Source organism: Actinoplanes teichomyceticus ATCC 31121, from assembly GCF_003711105.1.
Lineage (GTDB): Bacteria > Actinomycetota > Actinomycetes > Mycobacteriales > Micromonosporaceae > Actinoplanes > Actinoplanes teichomyceticus.
The window spans coordinates 3,069,637-3,095,348 of the sequence record NZ_CP023865.1 but is presented as its reverse complement, the minus strand read 5'-3'; the positions used below and the strand labels follow the sequence as shown (position 1 = coordinate 3,095,348).

General features: G+C 73.8%; 22 protein-coding genes. 10 read left to right on the top strand and 12 right to left on the bottom strand.

Annotation, left to right across the window (positions count from 1 at the left end):
* The first annotated feature begins 88 nt into the window (after nucleotides 1-88).
* Nucleotides 89-997, top strand: coding sequence for a 5'-3' exonuclease (locus ACTEI_RS13845; RefSeq protein WP_122978033.1), 909 nt, complete (start codon nucleotides 89-91; stop codon nucleotides 995-997).
* 243 nt (nucleotides 998-1,240) lie between these two features.
* Here the strand turns inward: ACTEI_RS13845 and ACTEI_RS13840 are convergent, their stop codons facing one another.
* Entirely contained in the window at nucleotides 1,241-2,131 is an 891-nt protein-coding gene (locus ACTEI_RS13840; RefSeq protein ID WP_122982132.1) for an SDR family oxidoreductase, read from the bottom strand.
* 42 nt (nucleotides 2,132-2,173) lie between these two features.
* Between ACTEI_RS13840 and ACTEI_RS13835 the strand changes: the two genes are divergently transcribed.
* Entirely contained in the window at nucleotides 2,174-2,752 is a 579-nt protein-coding gene (locus ACTEI_RS13835; RefSeq protein ID WP_122982131.1) for a TetR family transcriptional regulator, read from the top strand.
* Between the two features lie 119 nt (nucleotides 2,753-2,871).
* On the top strand, nucleotides 2,872-3,762 hold the full coding sequence (locus ACTEI_RS13830; protein ID WP_122978032.1) for a DUF2382 domain-containing protein: 891 nt from the start codon (nucleotides 2,872-2,874) through the stop codon (nucleotides 3,760-3,762).
* Between the two features lie 49 nt (nucleotides 3,763-3,811).
* On the opposite strand, the gene ACTEI_RS13825 is transcribed toward ACTEI_RS13830, so the two are convergent.
* Both ACTEI_RS13825 and ACTEI_RS13820 read right to left on the bottom strand, forming a co-directional pair.
* Nucleotides 3,812-4,135, bottom strand: a complete 324-nt coding sequence (locus ACTEI_RS13825) for a DUF6401 family natural product biosynthesis protein (protein ID WP_122978031.1) — start codon at nucleotides 4,133-4,135, stop codon at nucleotides 3,812-3,814.
* A gap of 484 nt (nucleotides 4,136-4,619) precedes the next feature.
* Nucleotides 4,620-4,976 (bottom strand): PRC-barrel domain-containing protein, encoded by a 357-nt coding sequence (locus ACTEI_RS13820; RefSeq protein WP_122978030.1) that lies wholly within the window; start codon nucleotides 4,974-4,976, stop codon nucleotides 4,620-4,622.
* 317 nt (nucleotides 4,977-5,293) lie between these two features.
* Here ACTEI_RS13820 and ACTEI_RS13815 point away from each other — a divergent pair, with 317 nt between their 5' ends.
* Complete coding sequence (locus tag ACTEI_RS13815; RefSeq protein WP_122978029.1) at nucleotides 5,294-8,350, top strand: putative bifunctional diguanylate cyclase/phosphodiesterase; 3,057 nt, start codon at nucleotides 5,294-5,296, stop codon at nucleotides 8,348-8,350.
* Nucleotides 8,351-8,499: 149 nt separating this feature from the next.
* Entirely contained in the window at nucleotides 8,500-9,168 is a 669-nt protein-coding gene (locus tag ACTEI_RS13810; protein ID WP_122978028.1) for a GNAT family N-acetyltransferase, read from the top strand.
* 177 nt (nucleotides 9,169-9,345) lie between these two features.
* On the opposite strand, the gene ACTEI_RS13805 is transcribed toward ACTEI_RS13810, so the two are convergent.
* Complete coding sequence (locus tag ACTEI_RS13805; RefSeq protein ID WP_122978027.1) at nucleotides 9,346-10,527, bottom strand: acyl-CoA dehydrogenase family protein; 1,182 nt, start codon at nucleotides 10,525-10,527, stop codon at nucleotides 9,346-9,348.
* Nucleotides 10,528-10,691: 164 nt separating this feature from the next.
* Between ACTEI_RS13805 and ACTEI_RS13800 the strand changes: the two genes are divergently transcribed.
* Complete coding sequence (locus tag ACTEI_RS13800) at nucleotides 10,692-12,188, top strand: GGDEF domain-containing protein (RefSeq protein ID WP_122978026.1); 1,497 nt, start codon at nucleotides 10,692-10,694, stop codon at nucleotides 12,186-12,188.
* Here the strand turns inward: ACTEI_RS13800 and ACTEI_RS13795 are convergent.
* The 3 genes from ACTEI_RS13795 to ACTEI_RS13785 all read right to left on the bottom strand — a co-directional run bounded on the left by ACTEI_RS13795 (nucleotide 12,185) and on the right by ACTEI_RS13785 (nucleotide 14,929).
* On the bottom strand, nucleotides 12,185-13,492 hold the full coding sequence (locus ACTEI_RS13795; RefSeq protein ID WP_122978025.1) for an MFS transporter: 1,308 nt from the start codon (nucleotides 13,490-13,492) through the stop codon (nucleotides 12,185-12,187). The genes ACTEI_RS13800 and ACTEI_RS13795 overlap by 4 nt on opposite strands.
* Before the next feature lie 137 nt (nucleotides 13,493-13,629).
* On the bottom strand, nucleotides 13,630-14,325 hold the full coding sequence (locus ACTEI_RS13790; RefSeq protein ID WP_122978024.1) for a TetR/AcrR family transcriptional regulator: 696 nt from the start codon (nucleotides 14,323-14,325) through the stop codon (nucleotides 13,630-13,632).
* A gap of 22 nt (nucleotides 14,326-14,347) precedes the next feature.
* A complete protein-coding gene (locus ACTEI_RS13785) occupies nucleotides 14,348-14,929 on the bottom strand; it encodes a sugar O-acetyltransferase (protein WP_122978023.1) in 582 nt (193 codons plus the stop codon).
* A gap of 2,304 nt (nucleotides 14,930-17,233) precedes the next feature.
* On the opposite strand from ACTEI_RS13785, the gene ACTEI_RS13770 reads away from it, so the two are divergent.
* On the top strand, nucleotides 17,234-18,925 hold the full coding sequence (locus tag ACTEI_RS13770) for a discoidin domain-containing protein (protein ID WP_483396352.1): 1,692 nt from the start codon (nucleotides 17,234-17,236) through the stop codon (nucleotides 18,923-18,925).
* Between the two features lie 287 nt (nucleotides 18,926-19,212).
* Here the strand turns inward: ACTEI_RS13770 and ACTEI_RS13765 are convergent, their stop codons facing one another.
* The 3 genes from ACTEI_RS13765 to ACTEI_RS13755 form a co-directional block, all read right to left on the bottom strand.
* Entirely contained in the window at nucleotides 19,213-19,518 is a 306-nt protein-coding gene (locus ACTEI_RS13765) for a hypothetical protein (RefSeq protein WP_122978019.1), read from the bottom strand.
* 308 nt (nucleotides 19,519-19,826) lie between these two features.
* A complete protein-coding gene (locus tag ACTEI_RS13760; RefSeq protein WP_239082637.1) occupies nucleotides 19,827-20,564 on the bottom strand; it encodes a CPBP family intramembrane glutamic endopeptidase in 738 nt (245 codons plus the stop codon).
* Between the two features lie 662 nt (nucleotides 20,565-21,226).
* Nucleotides 21,227-21,841: an HNH endonuclease family protein gene (locus ACTEI_RS13755; RefSeq protein WP_239082639.1), complete on the bottom strand. Its 615-nt coding sequence runs from the start codon at nucleotides 21,839-21,841 to the stop codon at nucleotides 21,227-21,229.
* 210 nt (nucleotides 21,842-22,051) lie between these two features.
* Here ACTEI_RS13755 and ACTEI_RS13750 point away from each other — a divergent pair, with 210 nt between their 5' ends.
* A complete protein-coding gene (locus tag ACTEI_RS13750) occupies nucleotides 22,052-23,572 on the top strand; it encodes an alkaline phosphatase D family protein (RefSeq protein WP_122978016.1) in 1,521 nt (506 codons plus the stop codon).
* Complete coding sequence (locus tag ACTEI_RS13745) at nucleotides 23,569-24,294, top strand: hypothetical protein (protein ID WP_122978015.1); 726 nt, start codon at nucleotides 23,569-23,571, stop codon at nucleotides 24,292-24,294. Before ACTEI_RS13750 ends, ACTEI_RS13745 begins: the two co-directional genes overlap by 4 nt.
* Here ACTEI_RS13745 and cutA read toward each other — a convergent pair.
* Entirely contained in the window at nucleotides 24,284-24,625 is a 342-nt protein-coding gene (gene cutA / locus ACTEI_RS13740) for a divalent-cation tolerance protein CutA (protein ID WP_122978014.1), read from the bottom strand. The two genes, ACTEI_RS13745 and cutA, sit on opposite strands and share 11 nt — an antisense overlap.
* A gap of 23 nt (nucleotides 24,626-24,648) precedes the next feature.
* Here cutA and ACTEI_RS13735 point away from each other — a divergent pair, with 23 nt between their 5' ends.
* On the top strand, nucleotides 24,649-25,035 hold the full coding sequence (locus ACTEI_RS13735) for an MmcQ/YjbR family DNA-binding protein (protein ID WP_122978013.1): 387 nt from the start codon (nucleotides 24,649-24,651) through the stop codon (nucleotides 25,033-25,035).
* Here ACTEI_RS13735 and bluB read toward each other — a convergent pair.
* A complete protein-coding gene (bluB, locus tag ACTEI_RS13730; RefSeq protein ID WP_122978012.1) occupies nucleotides 25,004-25,624 on the bottom strand; it encodes a 5,6-dimethylbenzimidazole synthase in 621 nt (206 codons plus the stop codon). The two genes, ACTEI_RS13735 and bluB, sit on opposite strands and share 32 nt — an antisense overlap.
* Nucleotides 25,625-25,712: the final 88 nt, after the last annotated feature.

Here is a 25,712-nt window from a genome sequence, read left to right as displayed (position 1 = left end):
GGCGTGCGGCCGGACCGGGGCCGGGCGGTCCGGCCGCCGCGGGCCGCGGGTGCCGGAACTTGTCGGACCCGTGTGGCAGGGTAGGCGCGTGACTCGACCACTGCTGGCCGTCGACGCCCCGAGCCTGTATTTCCGCGCGTTCCACGGCATACCGGAGAAAGCCGCGCGAACCACGGCCGGGGAGCCGGTCAACGCGATCCGCGGGTTCCTCGACATGATCGCGCAGCTGGTCCGGACCAGGCGGCCGGACCGGCTGGTCTGCGCGCTGGACGCGGACTGGCGGCCGGCCTGGCGGGTCGAGCTCGTCGGGTCGTACAAGGCGCACCGGGTGGCCCACGGTGACGTGGAGGAGGTGCCCGCCTCGCTGGAACGGCAGGTGCCGGTGCTGCTGGAGGTGCTCGCGGCGATCGGCATCCCGGCGTTCGGCGTGCCCGGTTACGAGGCCGACGACGTGCTGGGCACGCTGGCCGCGACGCAGCCGGCGCCGGTCGAGGTGGTCTCCGGCGACCGTGACCTGTTCCAGCTGGTCGACGACGCGCGCGGGACCCGGCTGCTGTACTGCGGGCGGGGCGTGGCCAAGCTGGAGGACGCCGACGAGGCGCTGGTGCAGGCGAAGTACGGCGTTCCGGCGCGCTTCTACGCGGACTTCGCCGCGATGCGCGGCGACCCCAGCGACGGCCTGCCGGGCGTGGCGGGCGTCGGCGAGAAGACCGCGGCGCGGCTGATCGAGAGGTACGGCGGGATCGCCGCGATCCTGGCCGCGCTCGACGATCCGGCGTCGGGTTTCGCGCCGGGCGTGCGCACCAAGCTCGACGCCGCCCGGGAGTACCTGGCACGGGCCCTGCCGGTGTGCCGGGTCGCGCTCGACGTGAAACTTCCGGACTTCGACCCGGCGCTGCCCAGACAGCCGCGTGACCCGGATGCGCTGCTGGCCCTGGCCGAGCGGTGGAACCTGGCGGGTTCCGCCCGCCGCCTGGTGGACGCCCTGGCGGCCTGAGCCCGGCCCGCGCCACGGCCGAGACCGCGCCCGGGCGGAGCCAGGTCCGGCCGGAACCACGCCCCGGCCGGAACCAAGCCCCGGCCGGAACCACGCCCCGCCCGGAACCACGCCCCGCCCGAGACGACGCCGGGCCCCGCTGCAACCGCGGCCGGCCGAAACCGCGCCGCCACAACCGCGCCCGGCCCGAAACTGCGGCCGCTGAAACCACGCCCGGCCGCACCGAGGCCTGCCCGAAACCGGTCAGTTCGGCGCGGCGGCGTCGCGCAGATGGCGGTCCCAGTGCGGCTTGCGGCCGTCCACGTCGGTGAAGCCGTACTCCTCGGCCAGGTCCCACGACGTCAGGACCTGGCCGGCGCGCGCGGCCACCTCCGGGTCGGCGGCCAGCGCGGCGACCGCCCGGCCCACGTAGCGCGGGGTCTCCGACGCCAGGAAGTGCGGATCCTTGCGGCCGCCGTCGCGCCAGTTCGCCTCGGTGACGCCGAAGTGGTCGAGCATCGCCTCGCTGCGCAGGAAGCCCGGCGTGACCGCGAGCGCGGTGATCCCGTGCTCGGCCAGCTCCGCGGCCTGCGCCACGGCCAGGCGGTTCACCGCGGTCTTGGCCAGGTCGTACGCGAGGTTTCCGCGGTATTCACGACCGAGGCCGTCGCTGATCTCGACGATCAGGCCGCCGCGCCGGCGCATCATCAGCGGCACCGCGTACCGGCTGGTCACCACGTGGGTGAAGACGGCGCGGTCCCACATGGTGTGCACCTTGGTCAGGTCCAGCTGCCAGAACGGGGTGTCCCACTCGGTCAGCGGGTCGCCGCCCCACACGTCGTTGACCAGGATGTCGAGGCGCCCGTGCCGGTCCTCGATGCCGGCGACGAGGGCCCGGACCTGCGCCGGGTCGCGGTGGTCGCAGCGGACCGGGATGCCCTGGCCGCCGGCGGCGGTGACCAGCTCGGCCGTCTCCTCGATGGTCTCCGGGCGGTCCATGTCCGAGCGGGCCTCGCGGGTGGTGCGGCCGCTGACGTAGACGACCGCGCCGGCCGCGCCCAGTTCGATCGCGATGCCGCGGCCGGCGCCGCGGGTGCCGCCGGCGACGAGCGCGACGCGGCCAGAAAGGTTCGGCGCAGTGCGCCGTGATGTCATGCCCATGAGGTTAGTGAACCATCATTTAGTAATATGGCCAACATGGCCCGTCCCCGCACCGTTTCCGATGCCGCGATCCTCGACGCCGCCGCAGCGGCCGTCGCCGAGTGCGGCCCCGCCGCCGTCACCCTGGCCCGGATCGGCAGCCGGGCCGGGGTGACCGCCGCCGCCCTGTCCCAGCGCTTCGGGTCGAAACGCGACCTGCTGCTGGCGCTGGCCCGGCGCGCCGCGGCGACCATGCCGGCCCGGCTGGCGGCGGCCCGCGACGCCGAACAGCCGGCCCGGGCGCTGATCGAGACGTTCGCCGAGCTGGCCGGCGGGATCAGCGGGCCCGCGGAGTTCGCGAACCACCTGCAGTTCCTGCTGCTCGACCTCTCCGATCCGCAGTTCCGCGAGGTCACCCGGGGATACGCGGAGGCGGTCGAGGCCGCGATCGCGACCGTGCTGGACGCCGCGGCGCGCGCCGGTGAGCTGCCCGCCCCACGGGCCGGGCTGCCCCGGGCGGTGCACGCCGCCTACAACGGCGCGTTGATCACCTGGGGCATGACCGGCGACGGCTCCCCCGCCGAGGCGGTACGCACGCAGCTGACCCGGGTCCTCACCCGGCCGGTGGATGAATGAGCCGTGCCGGGTTGTTAGAAGTCGGCTCTGGTGGGCATCAGTCTTGTCGGGTGCTCAAAACCCCACGGATCACCACAAAGGTGCTAAAGGCGTAGAAACCTACTGATCGGAGACCCCCCGTGATCACGCAGGAGCACATCAATTCGCTGCACGGCCGCGACGTCCACGACCGCGACGGTCACAAGATCGGTACGGCCGGTCAGGTGTGGACGGATGCCGCCGGCCTGCCCACCTGGGTCAGTGTCCGCACCGGCCTCTTCGGGCTCAACGAGTCGCTGGTCCCCCTGCAGAACGCCGACCTGCGCGACGACCAGCTGGTGGTGCCGTTCGACAAGGCCACCGTCAAGGACGCGCCGAACGTGGACGCCTCGCACGACGAGCCGCTGACCCAGGCCGAGGTCGACCAGCTCTACTCGTACTACGGCCTTCGCCAGCACGACAGCTACCGGGCGTACCAGGCCGGCGCGGCCGCGAGCAACGAGTCCTACACCGGCTCGGGCACGGGCAGCGAGTCCTACACCGGCTCGGCCGCGAGCAGCGAGTCCTACACCGGCTCGGCCACGGGCAACGAGTCCTACACCGGCACGGCCGGCCGGTCCCACACCGGGTCGTACGATGACCGCGGCGACGACGCGATGACCCGGTCGGAGGAGCGGCTCAACGTCGGCACCGACCGCGAGCAGGTCGGCCGGGCCCGGCTGCGCAAGTACGTGACCACCGAGCACGAGCAGGTCAGCGTGCCGGTCACCCGCGAGGAGGTCCGCTTGGAGCGGGAGCCGGTCACCGACGCGAACCGGGACGACGCGTACCGCGGGCCGGACCTGACCGAGTCCGAGCACGAGGTCACCCTGCACGCCGAGCGCCCGGTGGTGAGCACCGAGACCGTGCCGGTCGAGCGGGTACGCCTCGGCAAGGAGACCGTCACCGAGGAGCAGACCGTCGGCGGCGAGGTCCGCAAGGAGCGGATCGAGGCGGACCTGCCCGACGAGGGCCGGCGCCGGCTCGGCTGAGCCCGTCGATGCCGATGCCCCGGCCGCTCGTGCGGCCGGGGCATCGCCGTCAGTTCAGGTGGCGGGTCGCCAGCAGGCAGACCGCCAGCAGGTGCACCGACGGCCAGGACGCGTCCCGCCAGTCCGCCGCGATCTCGTCGGCCGACCAGCCGCGGGCCCCCGCGGCGTCGGCAACCCCGTCGGCATAGGCGGCCAGGGACACCGTGTCCGCCCGGTTGTCCAGGGCGTCCAGGATGTGGGTCATGTGCTGATCCAGCTGGGCCAGCAGTCCGGGGGTCATGGCCGGGGGCGCGCCGAGACGCCGCGACCACTGATCGAGCGCCAGGCGTGCGCCGGCCGTGACGGCCTCCCGGCCGAGTTGATCGAGCTCCATGGCGACCCACCGTACAAAGCCGGGGAAGCCGCGACAACGGACGAAACAGCGAAGTGACCCGTATTCAACCGTTCGGCCGCCCGCGTCCGGTCGTCCGGTGGACCCTGCGGCGGCGACGCCCGGAAGCGGCATCGGGTCAACGAAAGCGGCGCCGGGCCAACCGAAGAGCCATCGGATCAACCAAAGAGGCGCCGGGCCAACCGAAGAGCCATCGGATCAACCAAAGAGGCGCCGGGCCAACCGAAGAGCCATCGGATCAACCAAAGAGGCGTCGGATCAACCGAAGAGGCGCCGGGTCAACACAAGCGGCGCCGGGTCAACGAAGCCGTGCCATGCAATGAAAGCCAGGTCAACAGACCGGCAGGAGGGTAGAAGCAGCCGGCGAGGCGCCGAAACCATCCGTAACGGGACGGGCCCCGGGGCCAGGAGCTGCCCCGGGGCGAGACTACGGCCGCGCGGCGCGGGCCGCGCGGATCAGGAGGAGTCAGCGCCGGGCCAGCCGCCGCTCACCGCCCGCGCCGGGGATGTACGGCAGCCCGTAGTGCGCGAACACCCGGGGCTCCTCGGCCGCCGCCAGCTCCCCGTCGAGGTCGATGGCCGGCGCGTCGCCGATCAGCTTCTTGGCGTACCGCACCCGGACGGCGTCCGGCTTCACCGTCGCGCCGGCGAGCGGAACGAACGCCAGCCGGTGCCGGCCGATGAAGCCGACACGCACGGTGATGAACGCCGGTTCGTCGGTGCCGGTGTCGACGTAGACCGCCTCCAGCTCACCGATCTTGTCGTCGTCCGGGTCGATGACTTTGTGGCCACGCCAGTCGCGCAGGTTCTCCGCCGGGAACATGCCGCTGCTGTTCCCCGCCCGATCCGTGCCGAAACCGCGACCCGCGCCGGGCCACGAACGGGGCGGCCCGGCGTACCGAAGAGGCGGCGCCCGCCGCGGGTGGTCGCCCGCGGACACCGTGACCGGGCCCGGGTCGATCTTTCTGGGCCGCCCGGCCCGCGCACCGGATCCGCCGTGCCGGGGGCCGGGTGTCCACCAGCCGCCGAGGGCTCGTTCGATTGCCAACCGGGTGCGACCCGCGCACCCGGCTCAGGTCGGCCCGGCCCGCCCCGATAACGCGGAGGTCGGACCCGGAACCCCCCTCGAACGGAGTACGCATGACGACGCGGACCGCTCGCGCGTGCTTCGGCGCCTGGATCCTGGCGCTGGTCGCCCTCTACTACACGTTCCCTGCCACGCACCTGTACACGTGGGCGCTGCTGGGCTATTCGGCGGCCGCCGCGATCCTGGTGGGCGTCCGCCTGAATCGTCCCGCCCAGCGCCTGCCCTGGTACCTGGTCAGCGCCGCGCTGGCTTTCTTCACCACCGGCGACAGCTGGTACAACCTGGTCCAGACGCTCGGCGGGGAGCCCGGCTTCCCCGGGCTCGCCGACGTGTTCTACCTGCTGGTCTACCCGCTGCTGACCGGCGGCTTCCTGCTGTTCGTCCGGGCCCGCGCGGGCCGCGGCGACGACCGGGCGGCGCTGCTGGACGCGCTGGTGCCGACCGTCGGGCTCGGCCTGGTGGCCTGGGTCTACTGGATCGCGCCGTTCACCCGGGCGCAGGACCTGAGCGTGCTGGAGAAGGTGGTCTCGGTCGGCTACCCGCTCGGCGACATTCTGGCGCTGGCGATGATCCTGCGGATGGTCAGCACGACCGGCAAACGGCCGAAGGCGCTGCTCGGCCTGGGCGTGGCGATGATCGGCCTGCTCGTCTCGGATGTCTTCTACGGGCAGTCCCAGCTGCGCAGCGACTGGTCGCTGGGCGGCCCGGTGGACCTGGGCTGGACCGTCTTCTACGCGGTGATGGGCTACACCGCGCTGCGGCCGTCGATGCGCGAGCTCACCGCGCCGGCCGAGCGGACCGCCCGGGCCGGGATGGGCCGGCACCGTCTCGCCTGGCTGACCGCGGCGGCGCTGATCGCCCCGGCGGTGCTGTGCGTGGAGTACCTGCACGGCCGGCCGGCCGAGATCGCGCGCGGCGGGATCGTCGACGCGCCGGTCATCGCGGCCGCCGCCGCGGTGATGTTCCTGCTGGTGCTGGGCCGGGTCGCGGACCTGGCGCTGGCCCAGCGGCAGGCGATGGCCCGGGAGCGGGCGCTGCGCGAGGCCGGCGCCACGCTGTTCGCCGCGGCGACCGAGGGTGACGTGCGCGCGGCGCTCAGCCGGGCGGTCGTCCGGTTGATGCCGGCCGACCGCCCGTACCACCTGGAGCTGCCGCCGCCGGTGGCCGGGCCGGGCGAGGTCGCGGTGCGGTTGATGGCCGCGGCGGACCTGCCCGCCGGCGTCGGCTCCGGCGGGTTCCCGCTGGTCCTGTTCGCCACCCAGCCGCTGCCCGGCGGGGAACGGCACGGCCAGATAATCGTCGGGGCGCCGGAGGACGTGCTGCACGCGGTGCGGTCGTCGTTCGAGGCGCTGGGCGCGCAGATCGCCGTGGTCCTGGAGCGGATCGCGCTGACCGCCGAGGTCAACCGCCGCGACAGCGAGGCGTACTTCCGTACCCTGATCCAGAGCGCCGCCGATGTCATCCTGATCCTCGACGAGGACGACACCATCCGGTACGCCAGCCCGTCGGCGATCAAGCTGTTCGGCGCGGCCATCGTGCCGGGCACGCCGCTGGCCGCGCTGGTCGCCACGGACGCCCAGGAGGCGCTGCGCGACGTGCTGCGCCGGCTGCGGCACGGGCACGGCGAGCTGACCGGCATCGAGCTGGCCGCGCAGGACGCCGGCCGCCGCCGGGTGCTCGTCGAGTGCGACATGCGCAACCTGCGCGACGACCCGACCGTGACCGGCCTGGTGGTCACCATGCGTGACGTCACCGAGCAGCGCCGGCTCGAGGACGACCTGACCCATCAGGCGTTCCACGACTCACTGACCGGGCTGGCCAACCGGGTGCTGTTCCGCAACCGGCTGGAGCAGGCCTTCATGGTCGCCGAGCGGGACGGCGCGACGCTCGGCGTGCTCTTCGTGGACCTGGACGACTTCAAGGAGGTCAACGACACGCTCGGGCACGCGGTCGGGGATCAGCTGCTGCTCGCCGTGGCCCGGCGCATCTCGGCGAGCATCGGCGCCGGCAGCACCGCGGCGCGGATGGGCGGCGACGAGTTCGCCATCCTGGTCGAGCAGAGCGACAGCGCGGACGCCGCCGAGGACGTGGCGGCCCGGATCGTGGCCGAGCTCGGGACGCCGATCGAGGTGCCCGACAGCGAGGGCGGTCTGCACCTGGTCAGCGGCCGGGTCAGCATCGGCGTCGCCACCAACCGGGGCACGGCGAACGCCACCGAGCTGCTGCGGCACGCCGACCTGGCGCTCTACCTGGCCAAGGGGATGGGCAAGGGCGACTGGCAGCGGTACCAGAGCGACCTGGCGCACGCCATGGTGCAGCGGCTGGAGATGCGTACCCAGCTGCACGAGGCGATCGAGGGCGAGCAGTTCATGCTGCAGTTCCAGCCCATCGTCGAGCTCGCCGACCAGCGGGTCACCGGGGTCGAGGCGCTGGTGCGCTGGCAGCACCCGACCCGCGGGCTGCTCGGGCCGTTCCACTTCGTGGAGGCCGCCGAGGAGAGCGGCGCGATCGTCGGGATCGGCAACTGGGTGCTGCGCCAGGCGCTGCGGCAGATCGCCGACTGGAAGGCCGCCGATCCGGCGACCACGCTGCGTTACGTGAGCGTCAACGTGTCCCCGCGGCAGTTCCGCTCGCCGGACTTCGTCGAGCAGGTGCGGGCCGCGCTGGCCGGGGCCGGGGCGCGGCCCGAGTGGCTGCTGCTGGAGATCACCGAGAGCCTGGTGCTCAAGGACGCCGACAAGGTGATCCGGGATCTGCGCGCGTTGCGCGCCATGGGGGTCCGGATCGCGATCGACGACTTCGGTACGGGCTACTCCTCGCTGAGCTATTTGCGGCAGATGCCGGTGGATGTCCTGAAGCTGGACAAATCGTTCATCGACGACATCCTGACCAGCCGGCAGCAGCATGCCCTGGTCGACGCGATCGTCACGCTGGCCGGCAACCTGGATCTCGCCGTGGTCGCCGAGGGCATCGAGGAGGCCGGGCAGCGGATCGCGCTGGACACCATGGGCTGCGACTACGGCCAGGGCTACCATTTCGCCCGGCCGCTGTGGCCGGCCGACATCCCGGCGCTGACCGCTTCCGCCCAGCCGGCCGCGCTTCCCGCGTGACCGCTGAGGATGCCCACCGTGCAACGATCCACCCTAGGGAACGATTATTCGCCAGATTCTCGACTGTCGGTAACCGAACACTCACTCACAGCGTGGACGTGCCGGTTATGCACTGGCGCGACCGGCCGGTAGCGGGCAGGGTCACAGGAGTGCTGAACAATCCCGTGTGGGCCGCCCTCTCCGGGCCCCAGGCCGGTTACGCCGAGGCCGCCGGAGACGCCGCCCGCTACCTCCCCGAGATCGCCCCGTTCTGCGCCGTGAGCGACACCGCCGACCCGGCGGCCTGGCGCGATCTGGCCACGCTCACCGACCATGCGGTGCTCACCGGCCCGTCGATCAGCCCGCCGCCGGGCTGGGTGCAGGACAGCCGGACGCACGGCGTGCAGATGGTCGGCACCGCGATGACCGCGGTCGACGACCCCGAGGCCGTCCCGCTCACCGAGCACGACGTCCCGGAGATGCTGGAGCTGGTGGCCCGCGCCCAGCCCGGCCCGTTCCGCAAGCGCACCATCGAGCTGGGCCGTTACCTGGGCATCCGCACCCGCGACGGCCGGCTGATCTCGATGGCCGGCGAGCGTTTCCGGATGCCGGGCTGGACCGAGGTGTCCGCGGTCTGCACCGACCCGGAGTTCCGCGGGCAGGGCCTGGCCGCCCGCCTGACCGTCGCCGTCGCGGCCGGCATCCTGGCCCGCGGCGAGCTGCCGTTCCTGCACACCGTGCAGGACAACGACGGCGCCATCCGGCTCTACCAGCGCCTCGGCTTCGAGCACAGCGCCGACGTCGTCTTCGCGTCCTTCCGCTACACCGGCAAGCCCTGACCCCGGCCGCCGCCCGGGCGGGCCGCCCGGCCCGCCCGCGGGTCCACCGCCACGATCGGGCGCCGCCACCGGGCCCCGGCCGCCGACTCGTGACGGCGGCCCCGGCGTGGGCTCGCCGGACCCTGACGGCCGGTCAGCGCCGGCGCGACGACCCGCGCCGGCGCGCCGCGCGGGCGCTCACAGCTGCCCGTGGTTGGGCGGCAGCACGTCGGCCAGCTCGTAGGCCGCGATGTGCGCGTACTTCCAGTCCAGCGGGTCGTGGACGCTGTGCGTGCGGGCGTTGCGCCAGTGCCGGTCCAGGTCGTATTTCGCGGCGGCGGAGCTGGTGCCGCACATCGCGAACAGCTCCGAGCCGGCCTCCACCGCGACCTCGCTGCCGAACGCCTTCGCGGCGGCGACGGCGAGCGAGCCACGCGCCGCGGCGCCGGCGTCGGCCGGGGTCAGGGTCACCTCCTCGAGGGTACGGGCGGCGGAGTCGAGCAGCGCCTCGGCGGCCCGCACCCGGGTGGCGAGCCGGCCGTAGCGGTGCCGCACGTGCGGATCGTCGGTGGCGCTCGTGGCGCCGGCCCGGACCGCCTCGGTGGACGGGCGGGCCCTGGTCCGCAGGTAGTCACGGGCGTCGCCGAGCGCGGCGCCGGCGATGCCCACCTCGATCGCGGCGTGGTAGAGCTGGGCGCGCGCGCCGAGCTGCTGCGGCACCTGGTAGGCCTGCCCGTAGTCCAGGCACAGCGCGGGCTCGACCGGCACCGCGGTGAAGGTCGCGGTGCCGCTGATGGTGGCCCGCTGGCCGACCACGTCCCAGTCGGTGTCGACAGCCACCCCCTCGGCGTCGCGGGCGACGAACGCCAGCACCAGGCGGTCCTGCTCGTCGCGGGCGCTGACCGCGATCCAGGCGCAGGTCAGCGCCCCCGTCGTGTAGTACTTGACGCCGTCGAGGCGGCCGTCGCTGATCCTGGTACGCAGGTCCTGCGCGTGTTTCCCGCCGCGCTCGGCGAGCGCGTTGCCGAGCCGGCGCCCGGCCAGGACCTCGCCGAAGAGACGCTTGCGGGTCTGCGGGCCGCCGTGCACGGTGAGCACGTCGACCATCAGGAAGTGCGCCTGCGGGACCTGGGCGATGGCCGGATCGGCGGCGGCGACGATCCGGCCGACCTCGGCGAGCGTGCGCGGGCCGAGACCGGGTCCGCCGTCGGCGGCCGGGACGGTGATCGCGAGCAGGCCGGACGAATCGAGCGCGGCGAGCGCCTCGGACGGGATCACCGTCGCGCCGGCCCGGTCCCGCTGGATCGCGCCGGGGGCGAGCTCGGCGGCGAGCCGATGGGCGGCGGCGACCGCCTCGTCGTGCGTCTGTGGAACGGACATCCACCGATCCTACGGTTCACCGCCGCGCCCGGACGGCCCGCGCCGGCCGCTCCCGCACCGGCCCCGTCCCGGTGACCCGGCTGCTCCCGTTCCGCAGCGCCGCGGCTTCTCAAGTGCGGGCCGGGCAGCGCCGATCAGACGCGGGTCAACGCGGAGGAGGACGCATGCCCACATGGCTCCGGCGGGTGCCGGCGGTGTACCTGGCGCTCGGCGTCCTCTACGCCGCCATCATGCTGCTGTCCACCACCGCGCTGCGCGCCGGCGTCGGCTCGTACGAGGTGGTCGCCGAGGGCGCCCGGGTGACCTTCGGCGTGATCGGGCTGGTCGCCGCGATCCGCGCGTCGCGCGCCCCGGCGCTGCTGCCCCGGCTGCGGCAGGCGTGGCGGGCGGTCACCGTCTGCCTGACCGTGCTGATCGTCGCCCCGGTGGTGGTCGGCGCGCTGCGGGCCGCCGGGATCCGGGGCGCCGACGACGTCACCCACTTCGCCTTCGTCCTGGCGCTGCTGGTCGCCCTGCAGCGCTTCCCGCTCGCCGCGATGAACCGCCGGGACCGCTGGAAGACCGCGCTGGACGCCGGCACCGTGCTGGTCGCCGGCGGGGTGCTGCTCTGGTACACCTCGTTCGGCCCGTACGTCGACGCGCACGGCCTGACGCTGACCGTGGTGGTCGCCGCCGGCGTCTACCCGATCACCGACCTGGCGCTGCTGTTCCTGATCGCCCGGGCCCTGCTGCGCGGCGCCGACCGCTCCGCGATGCGCCCGCTGCGCCTGCTCGCCGCCGGCACCGTGGTCCTGCTCGCCGGTGACGGCGTGCACGGCTACCTGCACGGGCACGGGCAGATCGAGATGCACTCGCAGTGGCAGTTGTTCTGCTGGATCACCACCGACGCGCTGCTCGCGGCCGCCGCCGTCGAGCAGTGCCGGGTGCTCGGCGCCGCGCCCCGCGAGTCCCGGGGCAGCCTGCGGGCCGGCCAGTACCTGCCGTTCGCCGCGGTCGCCCTGGCGCACGGGCTGATGCTCAACGCCGCGGTCCAGGACCGCTCGCTGTACCCGTGGGGCGGTCTGGCGCTGGCCGGGGCCGTGCTCAGCGGGCTGGTGCTGTTCCGGCAGGCGCTGGTGCAGCGGGAGAGCGACGAGCGGGCGCTGACCGACGGGCTGACCGGGCTGGCGAACCGGTCCCGGTTCCGGGCCACGTCGTACCGCAATCTGGCGCGCGACGCCCGCGCCGGCCGCCACTCGGCCGTCCTGGTCATCGACATGAACGGGTTCAAGCAGGTCAACGACACTCTCGGCCACAAGTCGGGCGACCTGGTGCTGATCGAGTTCGCCGAGGTGCTCAAGCGGTGCGTGCCCGCGCCCGGCCTGCCGTGCCGGATGGGCGGCGACGAGTTCTCCGTGGTCCTGACCGACCTGCACTTCCCGGAGCAGGCGTACGAGGTGGCCGGCCGGATCGCCGCGGCGCTCGGCCCGGTCGCCGTCGACCAGCGGTTGATCACGCTGGCCGCCAGCATCGGGGTGGCGGTGTCCGGGCCGGGCGAGCTCACCCACGACGAGATCGTGCACCGGGCCGACCTGGCGATGTACCGCGCCAAGGCGCTCGGCCCGCAGACCCGCTGGGCGGTCTGGCAGGCGTCCCTGGAGCAGCCGGCGGCAGCCGCCTAGACCGGCCCCCGGTCGGCGGGCACGGCGGCAGGGCCGGCGGGCACGGCGGCAGGGCCGGCGGGCACGGCGGCGGGTTCGTCCCGGCCGGTCGCGGACCGCCGGTTGACCAGGACCCGGGCCAGGATCGCGGTCACCACCCCGGCGAGGACGACGGTCAGCAGGCCGGCGCGCAGGCTGGTGCGGTCGGCGACCACGCCGACCAGGGGCGGGGACAGCAGGAAACCGCCGCGGAGCAGCCAGCTGACGATGGTCAGGCCGGTGCCCGGCGGCAGGCCGGGCAGCTCGTCGGCGGTGTGCATGGCGGCCGGGACCAGGGTGGCCACGCCGAGCCCGGCGAGGGCGAACCCGGCCAGCGCGGTCGGCACCGACGGCACGGCCAGGGCGGCGCCCATCCCGGCGGCGGCCAGCACGCCCCCGGCCCGGACCACGGTGCGCTGGCCGAACCGGTCGACCACCCGGTCACCGGCGAGACGGCCGGCGGTCATGGCGACCTGCAGGGCGACCACGGCGAGCCCGGCGGTGGCCGCGTCCGCGCGCAGGTCGGTGAGGAAGAGCGCGCCCCAGGAGGCGCCGGCGTCCTCGACCAGGGAACCGCAGGCGGCGAGGACGCCCAGCGCGGCGAGCATCCGCACGGCCGCGGCGCCGAACGGGCGCCGCCGGGCATGGGCGGCGGCGCGGTCGCCCGGTCCGGGGACCGATGCCACGGTACGTTCGGCGTCTTCCGGGCCGGGCAGCGTGAACCGGTACGCGACCAGCGCGACCAGGCTGAACAGCGTCGCCGACAGGGTCAGGTGCGCGGCCAGCGGGAGGTGCAGCCCGGCCGCGGCGGAGCCCATCAGGCCGCCCAGCACGGCGCCGATGCTCCACACCCCGTGCAGCGAGTTGACGATCGAGCGGCCGTACCGGCGCTGCACCCGCAGGCCGTGCGCGTTCTGGGCGACGTCGACGATCGCGTCGAGGGCGCCGACGACGAACAGCACCGCGGCGAACACGCTCCCGTGGCGGGCGAACGGGATGGCGACGGTCGCGGCGGCGGTCAGCACGATGCCGAACGACGCGACCCGGGCGGAGCCGGCCCGGCGGATGGCGGCGCCGGCCAGGAGACCGGCGAGCAGGGCGCCCACCGGGTACGCCGCCAGCGCCGCGCCCAGGAGCGCGTTGCTCAGCCCGAGGTCGGCCTTGATCTGCGGGTAGCGCGGGACGACGTTGAAGAAGACGGCGCCGTTGGTGAGGAACAGGGCGGCGACGGCGGCCCGGGCCCGGCGGGCGTCGCGGGTCGGTCCGGTGGTGCGGGAAACGGACACAGGGCTCTCCGGTTGCGATGGACGGTGCGCTCGGGGGTACGACGCCGGACGCGGCGCGCGGCGGCCCGGCGGCCGTGCGGACCGGGCCGGGCTGCGGGCACGCGTCGGCGGCGGCGTGCGGGGCGGGTTGCGGGGGGTCAGCGCAGATAGCGCTCGATGGCGTGCCGGATCTGGCCGGGGTTCATCGGGTCGGTGGAGAGGGCGCTGTGCAGGACCAGACCCTCGATCAGGGCGTCCAGCTCACGGGCGGTGGTCGGGTCGAAGTGGCGCTCCAGGGCGCTGCGGCTGCGCTGCATCCAGCCCTGGGTCACCGCGCGCAGCGCCGGATTGCGGGCCGCGGCGACGTACAGCTCGACGGTCAGCACCAGATCGGCCGGCGAGCCGAGCAGGTCGTCGCGGACCAGCGTGATCACGGCCTCGACCGCGCTGTCGCGGTCGGTGGCCGCGCCGAGCCGTTCGTCGAAGACCCGTGCGGCGGCCTCGGCATGCCGGGTGAACGCCTCGGCGAGCACCTCGTCCAGCGAGCTGAAGTGGTAGGTCATCGAGCCGAGCGGGACGTCGGCGGCGCGGGCGATCTCGCGATGCGTGGTCCCGGCGACCCCGCGCTCGGCGATCACCCGGAGCGCGGCGTCGATCAGCCGGTCCCGGCGGCCCGGATCGTGCCGCCGGGTCCGCCGGCCCTTCGGGACGTCCCCGGCCACGCCGCCCTCCGCGGGCACGGCGCCCTCCACCGGCACGCGACCCGGCACGGCGCTTTTCGCGGGCACGCGACCCGGCACGGCGCTCCCCGCGGCGCCCGCGGTGGCACGGCCCGGCGCGCTGTCGCGGCTCATGCCGGGCATCGCACGCCGCCGCTCATGCCGGGTCGATGGTGCGGACGACACGAGCCGGGTTGCCGGCCGCGACCACGTTCGCCGGCAGGTCACGCGTGACCACCGCGCCGGCGCCGACGACGGTGTTCGCGCCGATGGTGATGCCGGGCAGGACGATCGCGCCGGAGCCGAGCCAGACGTTGTCGCCGATCGTGATCGGCTTGGCCGCCTCCCACTTGTCGCGGCGAGGCCCCGGCTCGATCGGGTGGGTCGGCGTGAGCAGCTGGACGTTCGTGCCGATCTGCACGTCTGCGCCGATCGTGATCGGGGCGACGTCCAGGGCGATCAGGCCGAAGTTGGCGAAGGTGCGGGCGCCGATCCGGATGTGGGCGCCGTAGTCCACCCGTAGCGGCGGGCGGATCTCCACCCCCTCGCCCACCTCGCCGAGCAGCTCGGCCAGCAGCCGGCGGCGCTCGTCGAAGTTGCGGATCGGCGTGACGTTGTACTCGTCCGTCAGGTCCATCGCGCGCAGCGCCGCCTCGCCCAGCTCCGGGTCGTCGGCGATGTACAGGTCCCCGGCGAGCATCCGCTCCCGCATGGACCGCGAATCGGAAGACGCTGTCATACGTACGAGAGTACACATCATGCGTACGCTCGTACACATGCGCACCGCGCCGATCGATTGCGCACCCGCACCTACCCGATCTCCCGGGAGGTCCCGCGACTTGCCTGAAGACCCCGCCCGTCGACACCCACGTAGCCGATCCGAGCCGTCTGGAGCCGCGCCGCTCGCCGACATTCGGCGAACACCCGCAGACCCACCGGATGAGGCAGCCAGCCCACGCCCCGCGGGTCGGACCCGAACAAGCGCCGCGCGTCGATCAGAACCCGGTGCAGCGGCACGCCGAGCACGGAGTCATCGCAACGGTCCCCATAGGCCCGATGCGACAAGCGACGAAAACGCCTGCCCGAGACAGCGGCTTTCGCACACCGTTCGTGGAATCGAAACCGCACGATGCCGGCGGACCGTGCGCCCGGTGAACAATTCTCGACCGGAGGCCGGGTAAGCCGGCACTTACCATGAATGGGCGGAACAAAGGCCCCCGACGGAATTCGGCAATCTCGCTTTTCGCCACCCCGGCCGCCACCCCACGACCACCGCGGACTCGGCGGCACCGAATATCGCTGGGCGTCACCGCGATTGCCATCCCGCAGCGGCCGACTCCGCCGGGGAGACCCGCACCAGAAGCCGGACCGGCAACGGTCCACGCACCAGGAGCACAAGCCGGACCGGCAACACTCCACGCACCAGGGACCGGGCGCGGCTCGCGGGACCGGGCCGCGACACCCGATGCCGCTGACCGCGAGGTCGCTCCAAGCGGTCGCAGCGCAAGCCGCGGCATCGGGGCCGATGCTCGCGATGGCCGCGCCGGTCGCGGAGGCACCGGATTCGCCGCGGCCCGCACGGCGGGCGCCATCACCGAGGCCCCCGGCACCCACATCAAGGCTGCCGACACCTGCTTCGAGGACGCCGGCACCAACAGCAAGGCCGCCGACACCCACGTTGGAGCCGCCGGCATCCACTTCCCGGCCGCCGCCGGCCCCACCACCGGAAACGCCGGTGTCGAACCCGAAGCCGTCACCCGTGGCCCTGAACCGGAGGCTGGCGAAACCCGAGCCGGGGCAGGCTGCCACACAGCCAGAACCCGAACCGAGGCAGCCTGCCGCACACCCGGAACCCGAACCAAGGCAACCTGCCACACACCCGGAACCCGAACCAAGGCAACCTGCCACGCACGCCGAAACTCCGCCCGCGAAACAGGAGCCGGACCAACCGGTGACACAGCCGGAATTCCCGCCCCCGGAACCGGAACCGGAACCGGAACGACCCGTGACACAGCCGGAACCCCGGCGGACGCAGCGCTGACCACGGGGCCGGTCCGCTCACCCTCGCCGGTGGGGGTGATCGACGATGCTGCGCCGCCGCGCCGCAACCTCTCGGCGTGCCGGCGCCGCAAGCCCCAGAACCGGCGACGCTCATGCTCACGGCGGAATTCCTCGCGCGCGGGCGAATAATCGCGCGAAGCAGTCCGGTCCCGCATTTTAGCGAGCTCCGCTCTGCCGAACAGCGACAACTGCCCCATGCCTCAATTATCCCGCCGCCTGCCCGACACAAGTCAGTATTCGATCATGCCAATATCCATTCCGTCGATGACGCCGCCCTCCAGGCGCGCCGGAACGGAAAATGCGAAAGAGGGATGGACGACTCGGTGGCTTCTCGCGCTGCGGACAACGTTCACCTGAACTGCCATGAGCGGGGCCGCTCGAAGCGGGGCCGCCGCTCGATGCGGAGCCGCGCGAAGCCGAGCCGCCGGAAGCAAGGCCGCTAGGCAGGCCACCCGAAGCCCGGGCCACCCGAAGTCAAGCCGCCCGAAGCCGGGCGACTCCCAGCCGGGCGACTCCCAGCCGAGCGGCTCCCAGCCGGGCGGCTCCCAGCCGGGCGGCTCCCAGCCGGGCAACTCCCAACCAGGCAACTCCCAACCAGGCGGCTCCCAGCCGGGCGGCTCCCAACCAGGCGACTCCCAACCAGGCGACTCCCAACCAGGCGACTCGGAAGTGGCGGCTCGCAGCGTGGCGGCGTCGCACCGCATCGGTGCCGGATCCGGGCCGCGTGGCCCGCGGCGGGGCCGGTGGTTCGTACCGGGGATTGGTTGTGAACGAAGCGGCGCGGTTCCGGAACCGCGGCGCCGGGCCACCGCTGACCCCGGGCTTGACCTGCGTCGATGCCGCAGGCATCGCCGGAACCGGTTCCGGCGACCCATTGACACCGGTTCACCCCGGGGACACAGTGTCCGGCAAGAGAGCGTCTTTACAGCTTGTTCCCCCGCTGGAAACGGCTTCGTCACATCATCGGGAGTCCCCCATGCTGATGTCCCCTGCCCAGAAACGTCCGCGAAAACGACTTCTCGCCACCGCCGCCGCCCTGACCGGGCTGCTCGGCGCGTTGCTGGCCACGCCGAGCGGCGCGCAGGCGGCGGAGACGCTGGTCTCGCAGAACAAAGCGGTCACCGCGTCGTCCTCGGAGTGGGCCGGCACGCCGGCGAGCGCCGCAGTCGACGGCGACAACGGCACCCGCTGGGCCAGCGCCTTCGCCGCCACGCAGTGGTTCCAGGTCGACCTCGGCGCGCCCACCGCGGTCAGCCGGATCGCGATCAACTGGGAGAACGCGTACGCGAAGGCGTTCACGATCCAGTTCTCCACCGACGGCAGCGCCTACACCCAGGCCTACACGACCAGCGGCGGGACCGGCGGTCAGCAGAGCATCCCGGTCGCCGGGACCGCGCGCTACGTGCGGATCAACCTGACCCAGCGGGCGCTGGAGGCGTACGGATACTCGTTCTGGGAATTCCAGGTCTTCTCCGGTGGCGGGACCGGCACGCCCGGCGCGCGCCTGCTGTCCTACGCCAAGCCGGGCCGGGCCTCGTCGGAGCAGAACGACGTGAACTGCAACCCGTGCACGGCGGACAAGGCGTTCGACAACGACCCGGCCAGCCGCTGGGCGACCAGCTCCACCACCGGCTGGGTCGACCCCGGCTGGATCTACGTCGACCTGGGCGCGACCGCGCAGGTCAGCCAGGTCGTGCTGCAGTGGGACCCGGCGTACGCCAGGGCCTACCAGATCCAGGTCTCCGGTGACGCGGTCACCTGGACCACGATCTGGTCCACCACCACCGGCGACGGCCTCAAGGACGTGATCAACGCCAGCGGGACCGGGCGGTACGTGCGGATGTACGGCACCGCGCGCAGCGGCCCGTACGGCTACTCGCTCTGGGAGTTCAGCGTGTACGGCACCGGCGGCAACCCGGTCGACCCGCCCGCCCGGCCCGCCGACCCCACCTTCCCGGCCACCCGGCTGGTCTTCGCCGACGAGTTCAACGGCGCGGCCGGCACCAAACCGGACGGGTCGAAGTGGACCATGGACCCCGGCGTCCCGCAGAACGGCGAGGTGCAGTACTACACCCCGAACAGCGAGAACGCCTCGATGAACGGTCAGGGGCAGTTGGTCATCGAGGCGCGCCGGCAGGACTACCAGGGCCGGCAGTACACCTCGCACCGGATGAACACCAGCAACAAGTTCCACGTCCAGTACGGCCGGATCGAGGCGCGCATCCGGGTGCCGAAGGGCAACGGGCTGTGGCCCGCCTTCTGGATGATGGGCTCCGACTTCCTCGCCGGGCGGCCGTGGCCGTACAACGGGGAGATCGACATCATGGAGGTGCTGGGACGCAACACGTCCGAGGCGTACTCCACGCTGCACGCCCCGGCGTACAACGGGGCCGGCGGCTACGGGCAGAAGTACGCGACCGTCGATCTGTCGGCGGACTTCCACGTGTGGGCGGTGGAGTGGGACAGCAAGGGGATGCGGTTCTTCCTCGACAACCGTGAGGTGTTCTACGCCGCCAAGGACACCGTGGAGAACACCCGGGGCCCGTGGATCTACGACCACCAGTTCTACCTGATCCTGAACCTGGCGGTCGGCGGGGACTTCCCCGGCCCGATCGACGCCAGCACCCCGTTCCCGAGCCGGATGCTGGTCGACTACGTCCGCGTCTACCAGTGATCCCGGCGTCGCCGGCCGGGCGCGGGCCCGGCCGGCGACCGACCGTCTCCCGGGCCGGGCCGGGCCGGGGCCGGGTCGGGCCGGGCGACTCGGCGCCGTTCCTCGCACCGGATCGGCGTGGGCTCCGGTCGGCGGCTCGGAGCCGCCCTCGCATCGGCTCGGCGCACGGGACTCGGCCGGCGACCCGGAACCGCCCTCGCACCGGATCGGCACGGGACTCGGCCGGCGACCCGGAACCGCGACGACACCGGCTCGGCGTGGGGCCGACCAGCGACTCCCTCCCCCGCTCAGCGTGGGACGCGGCGGTCGGCGGCGGCGTAGGACGCCGCGGCGGTGAGCGCCGAGACGGTCAGGACCGCGGGCCAGGACCCGATCCGCTTGGCCAGCGGGTGCGAGAGGCCGAAGGCGGCGATGTACGTCGCGGCGAGCGCACCGGTCGTCGCCGGGCCGGTGCGGCGGGCCCACTCTCGGCCGGCCAGCACACCACCGGCGGCCAGGACGGCGCCACCGAGCGGGCGGATGCCGGTGCGGCGGGCGAGCTGCCAGCCGCCGATGAGCGAACCGGCGGTGATCACGGCGGTGGGAACACGCATGAGCCGACCCTACTACCGGCCGCGCGCCGGTTCGACGACCCGCCGGCCCCGGTCGGGGCCGGGCCGCCCAGAGCCAGGTCAGGCCGCACCGGTCAGGCCGGGCTGGTCATGGCTGGCCGGGCCAGCTGGTCGTGGCCTGATCGACCCAGGCCAGGCTGGTCATGGCTCGGCCGAGCCAGCTCGCCGTGCCCTGATCGACCCAGGCCAGGCTGATCATGGCTCGGCCGGGCCAACCCGTCGTGCCCTGACCAACCCAGGCCGGGGTGGTCGTGGCCGGGCCCGTCCTCGGCCGGACCGGGCTGCACCTGTCAGGGGAGGCTGGTCGTGGCCAGCCCGGCGGCGATCAGCAGACCCAGGCCGTTGGTGGCCCAGTGCAGCCCGGCGGCGGCGAGCAGGCTGCCGGAACGGCGGCGCAGCTCGCACAGCAGCAGTCCGGCCACCGCCGTGAACCCGACCGCGCCGACGACGGCGAGGACGCTGCCCACCGTGCCCGAGCCGAGGGTGGCGCCGACCGCCTGGTTGACCTGCGCCAGGCGCAGCGACGGCAGGATGTGCCAGAGGCCGAACAGCACCGACGAGGTGATGCTGGCCCAGGTCGCGCCGCGATGCCGGTTGACCAGGCCGACCAGCACGCCGCGGAACGCCACCTCCTCCAGCAGCACCGTCCCGAACGGCACCACGACCAGCGCGGTGAGCAGCGCGGCCCCGGGGTGCAGGTGGTAGCGGACGTCGTGGAAGGCGACCCGGGTGGCCGGGATGGCGGCGCCGATCGCGTAGACCACCGCGACCGCGGCGACGGCGCCCACCGCGTAGCGCAGGCCGGGCAGCAGGGTGCGGCGCGACAGTCCCAGGTCGTGCCAGGTGAGGCCGGCCCGGCGGGCGATCAGCACCAGGGCCAGCGCGACCACCGGGCCGGCGACCAGGCCGGTGTGGTGCGGCCCGTATTTGTCCGCGACGTTGACCGCGGCCAGGATTGCCAGGACCGCCCCGAAGACCAGGGCCAGCCGTCGCCCGGACGGGTGAGGCTCGGCGCGATCCGGCGCCACCCCGGATCCGGCCGCCGCCTCCGGCGATCCGTCCGGCCAGCCCCGCACCGGTCCGGCCGCCGGGCCCGGCGTCAATCCGGCCGATGGGCCCGGCAGCGACCCGGCCAATGAGTTTGGCAGCGACCCGGCCGACGAGTCCGGCAGCGACCCGGCCGCAGGGCCCGGCAGCGACCCGGCCGCCGGTTCCCCGGCCGCTGGGGAGCGGGCCGGATCGGGACGGCAGGAGGGCACGCGGAGGCGGGAGGGCTCTGACATGGCGCGGCAGAGGCTACCCGCTCGGCATCGGCGCCAGCCAGTCACCGCCCGCGCTCGCCGCGGCGTTCACGACCGCCGGCGCGGCCGCTCCGGAGCGGTCCGGCGCTCGCCGGGCGACCGGGAGCCGGGACCGCCCGCGCGGGCCGGTACGGGGCGCGTGACCACGGGCGGGACGCCCAGGTCGTATCGGGAAAGGTTCTTCCCCGCGGCGGCCGTGACCGGACCGCTCAAGCCACCGCCGCGGCCATGCCGACGGACCGGACCGCCCAGCCGTCGGCATCCGGCACACCCGACCCCACCGACCGCCCAGCCGACATCGCCGGGCACGCCCTACCGGGCGCGCCCGCGCGGCCGGCGGCGCCCGCCCGGCCGACATCGCCGGGCACGCGCCGCCAGGCGGACCAGGGTCAGGCGCAGGTGTTGAGCATGCCCTGCAGGGCGGTCTTCTCCGCGGACTGCAACGTCAGGCCCCAGTAGTACTTCACCGCGATCCACATCCGCGCGTAGGTGCACCGGTACGACGACAGCGACGGCTGCCAGGTCGACGGGTCCTGGTCGCCCTTGGTCTGGTTGACGTCGTCGGTGACGGCGATCAGCTGCGGGCGGGTCAGGTCGTTGGCGAAGCTCTGGCGCTTGCTGGTGGTCCAGGCGCTGGCGCCGGAGCGCCACGCCTCGGCGAGCGGCACGACGTGGTCGATGTCCAGGTCGGCGGCGGCGGTCCAGGTGGCCCCGTCGTACGGCGAGTACCAGGAGCCGCTGGTGGCGGCGCACGAGGAGCTGACGACCACGCCGGAGCCGTCCCGCTCGAGCACGGTCTCGCGGGTGTTGCAGGTGCCGCTGATCGTGATCCAGTGCGGGAACAGGTCCCGGTCGTAGGTGCCCGCGTTCGCCTCGGCGGCGACGGTAAGCGTGTTCAGCTGGGTCTGCGCGGTGGCCTTGGAGGGGATGTTCGGCGGGGTGGCCCGGGCCGGGGAGACCGGCACGCCGGCGGTGATCGCGGCGACGGCCGCGGTGGCCAGCATGCGGGTGAGGAATCGCATGGTGCTCCGATCGGGATCGAGTGGGGACACCGAAGAGGTACGCGATCTCGACGACCGTGGATGAATGCTGGCATGAATTCCGTGTTTCCCGCACGCGAAGAGGGTTTCCGGCACATGTACATCCGGCTACGTCGCCCGCGAGCCGGTGACCCGCGACGTAGCCTGTCCGAAATGTCAGGATTAGGAGTGCGTATGCTGCGACTTCCCCGCCGCCGCCTCTTCATGCTCGGCAGCGCGGCGCTGCTCGGCACGCTCCCGGCGCCCCGGCTGCGGAACCCGTTCACCCTGGGCGTCGCGTCCGGCGATCCGCTGCCGGAGGGCGTGCTGCTGTGGACCCGGCTGGCGCCGCGCCCGCTGGAGCCGGCCGGCGGCGTCCCGCCGGTGCGTTACCCGGTGGCGTGGCAGGTCGCCGAGGACGACCGGTTCCGCCGGGTGGTGCGCAGCGGTACCGCCACCGCCGCCCCGGAGTACGGCCACTCGGTCCACGTCGACGTGCGCGGCCTGCGCCCCGGCCGGGAGTACCACTACCGCTTCCGCGCCGGCGCCCATCTGAGCCCACCCGGCCGCACCCGCACCGCGCCGGCCCGGGGCGCCTCGCCGCGCCGGCTGCGGTTCGCGACCGCGTCCTGCCAGTCCTACACCGACGGGTACTACGACGCCTGGCGGCACCTCGCGGCCGAGGATCTGGACCTGGTGTTCTTCCTCGGCGACTACATCTACGAGGGCGCGATCAACAGCGTCGGCGGCAGCCGGATGGACCCCGCGCTGCGGCTGCCGGACACCTTCGAGCTGGAGACCGACACCCTCGACCTGTACCGGATGCGCTACGCGCTCTACCGCACCGATCCGGACCTGCAGGCGGCGCACGCCGCGCTGCCCTGGGTGCTCACCTGGGACGACCACGAGGTGCAGGACAACTATGCCGACGAGGTGCCGCGCCTGCCCGGCGCGCTGCCCGCCGACTTCGCGGTCCGGCGTGCCGACGCCTACCGCGCCTACTGGGAGAACCAACCGCTGCGCCGCCCGCGCCAGCCCTCCGGCCCGGACATGTCGCTCTACCGCCGGTTCCGCTTCGGCGACCTGGCCCACGCGTACGTGCTCGACACCCGGCAGTACCGCGCCGACCAGGCCTGCGGCGACGGTCTGCGGGCCGGCTGCGCCGAACGCGACCGCCCCGGCCGGACGCTGCTCGGCGCGGCCCAGCGCGACTGGCTGCTGGACGGGCTGGGCCGCTCCGAGGCTCGCTGGAACGTGCTCGCCCAGCAGGTCATGATGGCCGAGTGCCGGTACGGCGGCCCGGCCAACCGGCTGGACATGGACAAGTGGGACGGCTACGCGACCGACCGCCGGCGGATCCTGCAGACCGCCGCCCGGATGCCCGGCACCGTCGTGCTCTCCGGGGACATCCACTGCAACTACGCCGCCGACCTGCACGCCGGGCCGGCGGTGGTGGGCGTGGAATTCGTCGGCACGTCGATCACCAGCGGCGGCGACGGCAGCGACACCACCGGGCAGCTGGACCTGCAGCGGCGGTACAACCCGCACCTGCGGTTCGCCAACGCGCAGCGCGGCTACCTGAGGTGCGAGCTGACCCCGGACCGGATACGCGCCGACTATCGGGTGATGTCGCAGGTCACCCGGCCCGGCGGGACGATCACGACGCGCGCCTCGTTCGTCTCCGAGCGGGCCCGGCCGGGGCTGGTGGCGGCATGATCTGGCTCGCCGCCGGCCTGCTGCTGGGACTGGCCGCCGACCCGGCCACGCTGGCGATCACCAGCGGGCCGTGCAACGGCCGTGCCGTCACGGTACGGATGACCAACGACGGGCCGGCGCCGGTCTACGCCGACGCGGTGCTCGCCGCCTCGCCCGGACTGCACCTGCCCCGCAGACTGATCTCGACGTGGCTGCCGCCCGGCTACACCCGCAGCGTCCCGGTCATGGTCAGCGCCGCCGTCGGCACCCGCGCCGGGGTCTACCACGTGCGGGTCAGCGGTGGCGGCAGGCGGATCGACGTGCCGGTCACGGTCACCGCGCCGGCGCCGGACGCCGCCCTGGTGCGGCTGGCCGCCCGGGTCACCGCCTCGTCGGCCCGCGCCTCCGGAGGGGTCTGCGCGGCGATCGACGGCGATCCGGGCACCATGTGGAACGACGCCACCGGCCGCCGCTGGCCGGACCGGTGGCAGCTGGCCTGGGACCGGCCGCACCGGGTCGGCCTGGTGCGGGTGGTGACCACCGCGCGGGGCGGCCTGCGCGACTGGGACGTGCAGGTCGCCGTGCCGGCCGGCTGGGAGACGGTCGCGGCCGTGCGCGGCAACACCGCCGTCGAGGTCACCAGCACGTTCGCCGCGCGGCGCGCCACGGCCGTACGGATCGTCACGCTGGCCGGCAACGGGGCCGGCGATCAGTCCCGGCTGGCCGAGGTGGTCATCCGGTGACCGTTGCCGGATCGGCTGTCTCGTCGAGCACCCACCGCAGGTATCGCGGGTTGCCGGCGACGACGGGCAGGGCCAGCACGCAGGGCACGTCGTACGGATGCTCCCGCTCGGCCGCCGCGACGATCGCCTCCACCAGCGACAGCCGGGTGTGCAACGCGACCCGGGCCTCCGCCTCGTCGGCCACCGCGCCCTGCCAGCGGTAGATCGAGCGCACCGCGGCGATGCTCTGCCCGCAGGCCGCCAGCCGCCGCTGCACCAGGCCACGGGTGAACTCGGCGAGCCACTCCGCGGACTGCGCCGTGATCACCACCTCGCAGATCTGTTCGGTCACGGCGTGACCCTATCCTCTTGGGCATGGCTGACGCGGATGACGTACGCCGGCTCGCCCTGGCGCTGCCACAGGTGACCGAGATCGACAGTGCCGGTTTCGACTTCCGGGTGGCCGACCGGGGGTTCGTCTGGTCCTATCCGGAGCGCCGGCCCGGCAAGCCGCGGGTGATCCGCACCGACGTCGCCGTGCTCTACGTCGGCGACGAGGCGGAGAAACAGGCCCTGCTGCTGGGCGAACCGGAGCTGTTCTTCACCGCCCCCGGCTACGCCGGCCTGCCGCTGGTCATGCTCCGCCTGCCCGCGGTGAGCGTGCCCCGGCTCGCCGAGCTGATCACCGACGCGTGGCGGATGCGCGCCCCCGAGCAGGTGCAGAGCGAGCTCACCACCGGTCCTGATGCAGGGCCTCGGTGAGCGGCCGGCGCCGCCGCCAGCCGTGCCGTTCCAGGTCCGGCACCTCGTGCAGCCGGCTGACCGGCCCCAGGCAGAGCCACGCGACCGGACGGATCCCGGCCGGGATGCCCAGCAGCGCCCGCAGGAACTCCTCCCGGTAGAACGACACCCAGCCGACGCCGAGCCCCTCCGCGGTGGCGGCCAGCCACAGGTTCTGCACCGCCAGGCACACCGAGTACAGCCCGGCGTCCGCGATCGCGTGCCGGCCCAGCACGGCCGGGCCGCCGCGCTCCGCGTCGTAGGTGACCACGACCGACAGCGTCGACTCCAGCACCCCGTCGATCTTGATCCGGGCGAACCGGTCGGCGGCCTCGCCGCTGAGCGTGGCCGCGAAGACGTCGCGTTCCTGGTGCACGTGCCGGTGGAACTCCTCGCGCACCCCGCGGTCGCGGATCACCACGAAGTCCCACGGTTGCGAGAGGCCCACGCTGGGCGCGGCGTGCGCCGCGTTCAACACCCTCTCCAGTACGCCCTCGGCGAGCGGCTCCCCGGTGAACTCGCCCCGCACGTCGCGGCGGCGATGGATGACGTCGTAAAGGTCCCCGGCCATAGCGCCGACTCTTCCAGATCGGCACGGACGCTGATCGGCGGGTCGGCCGATCACGCCGCTGCCCGGGACCGATCGGACGTGACGGGGA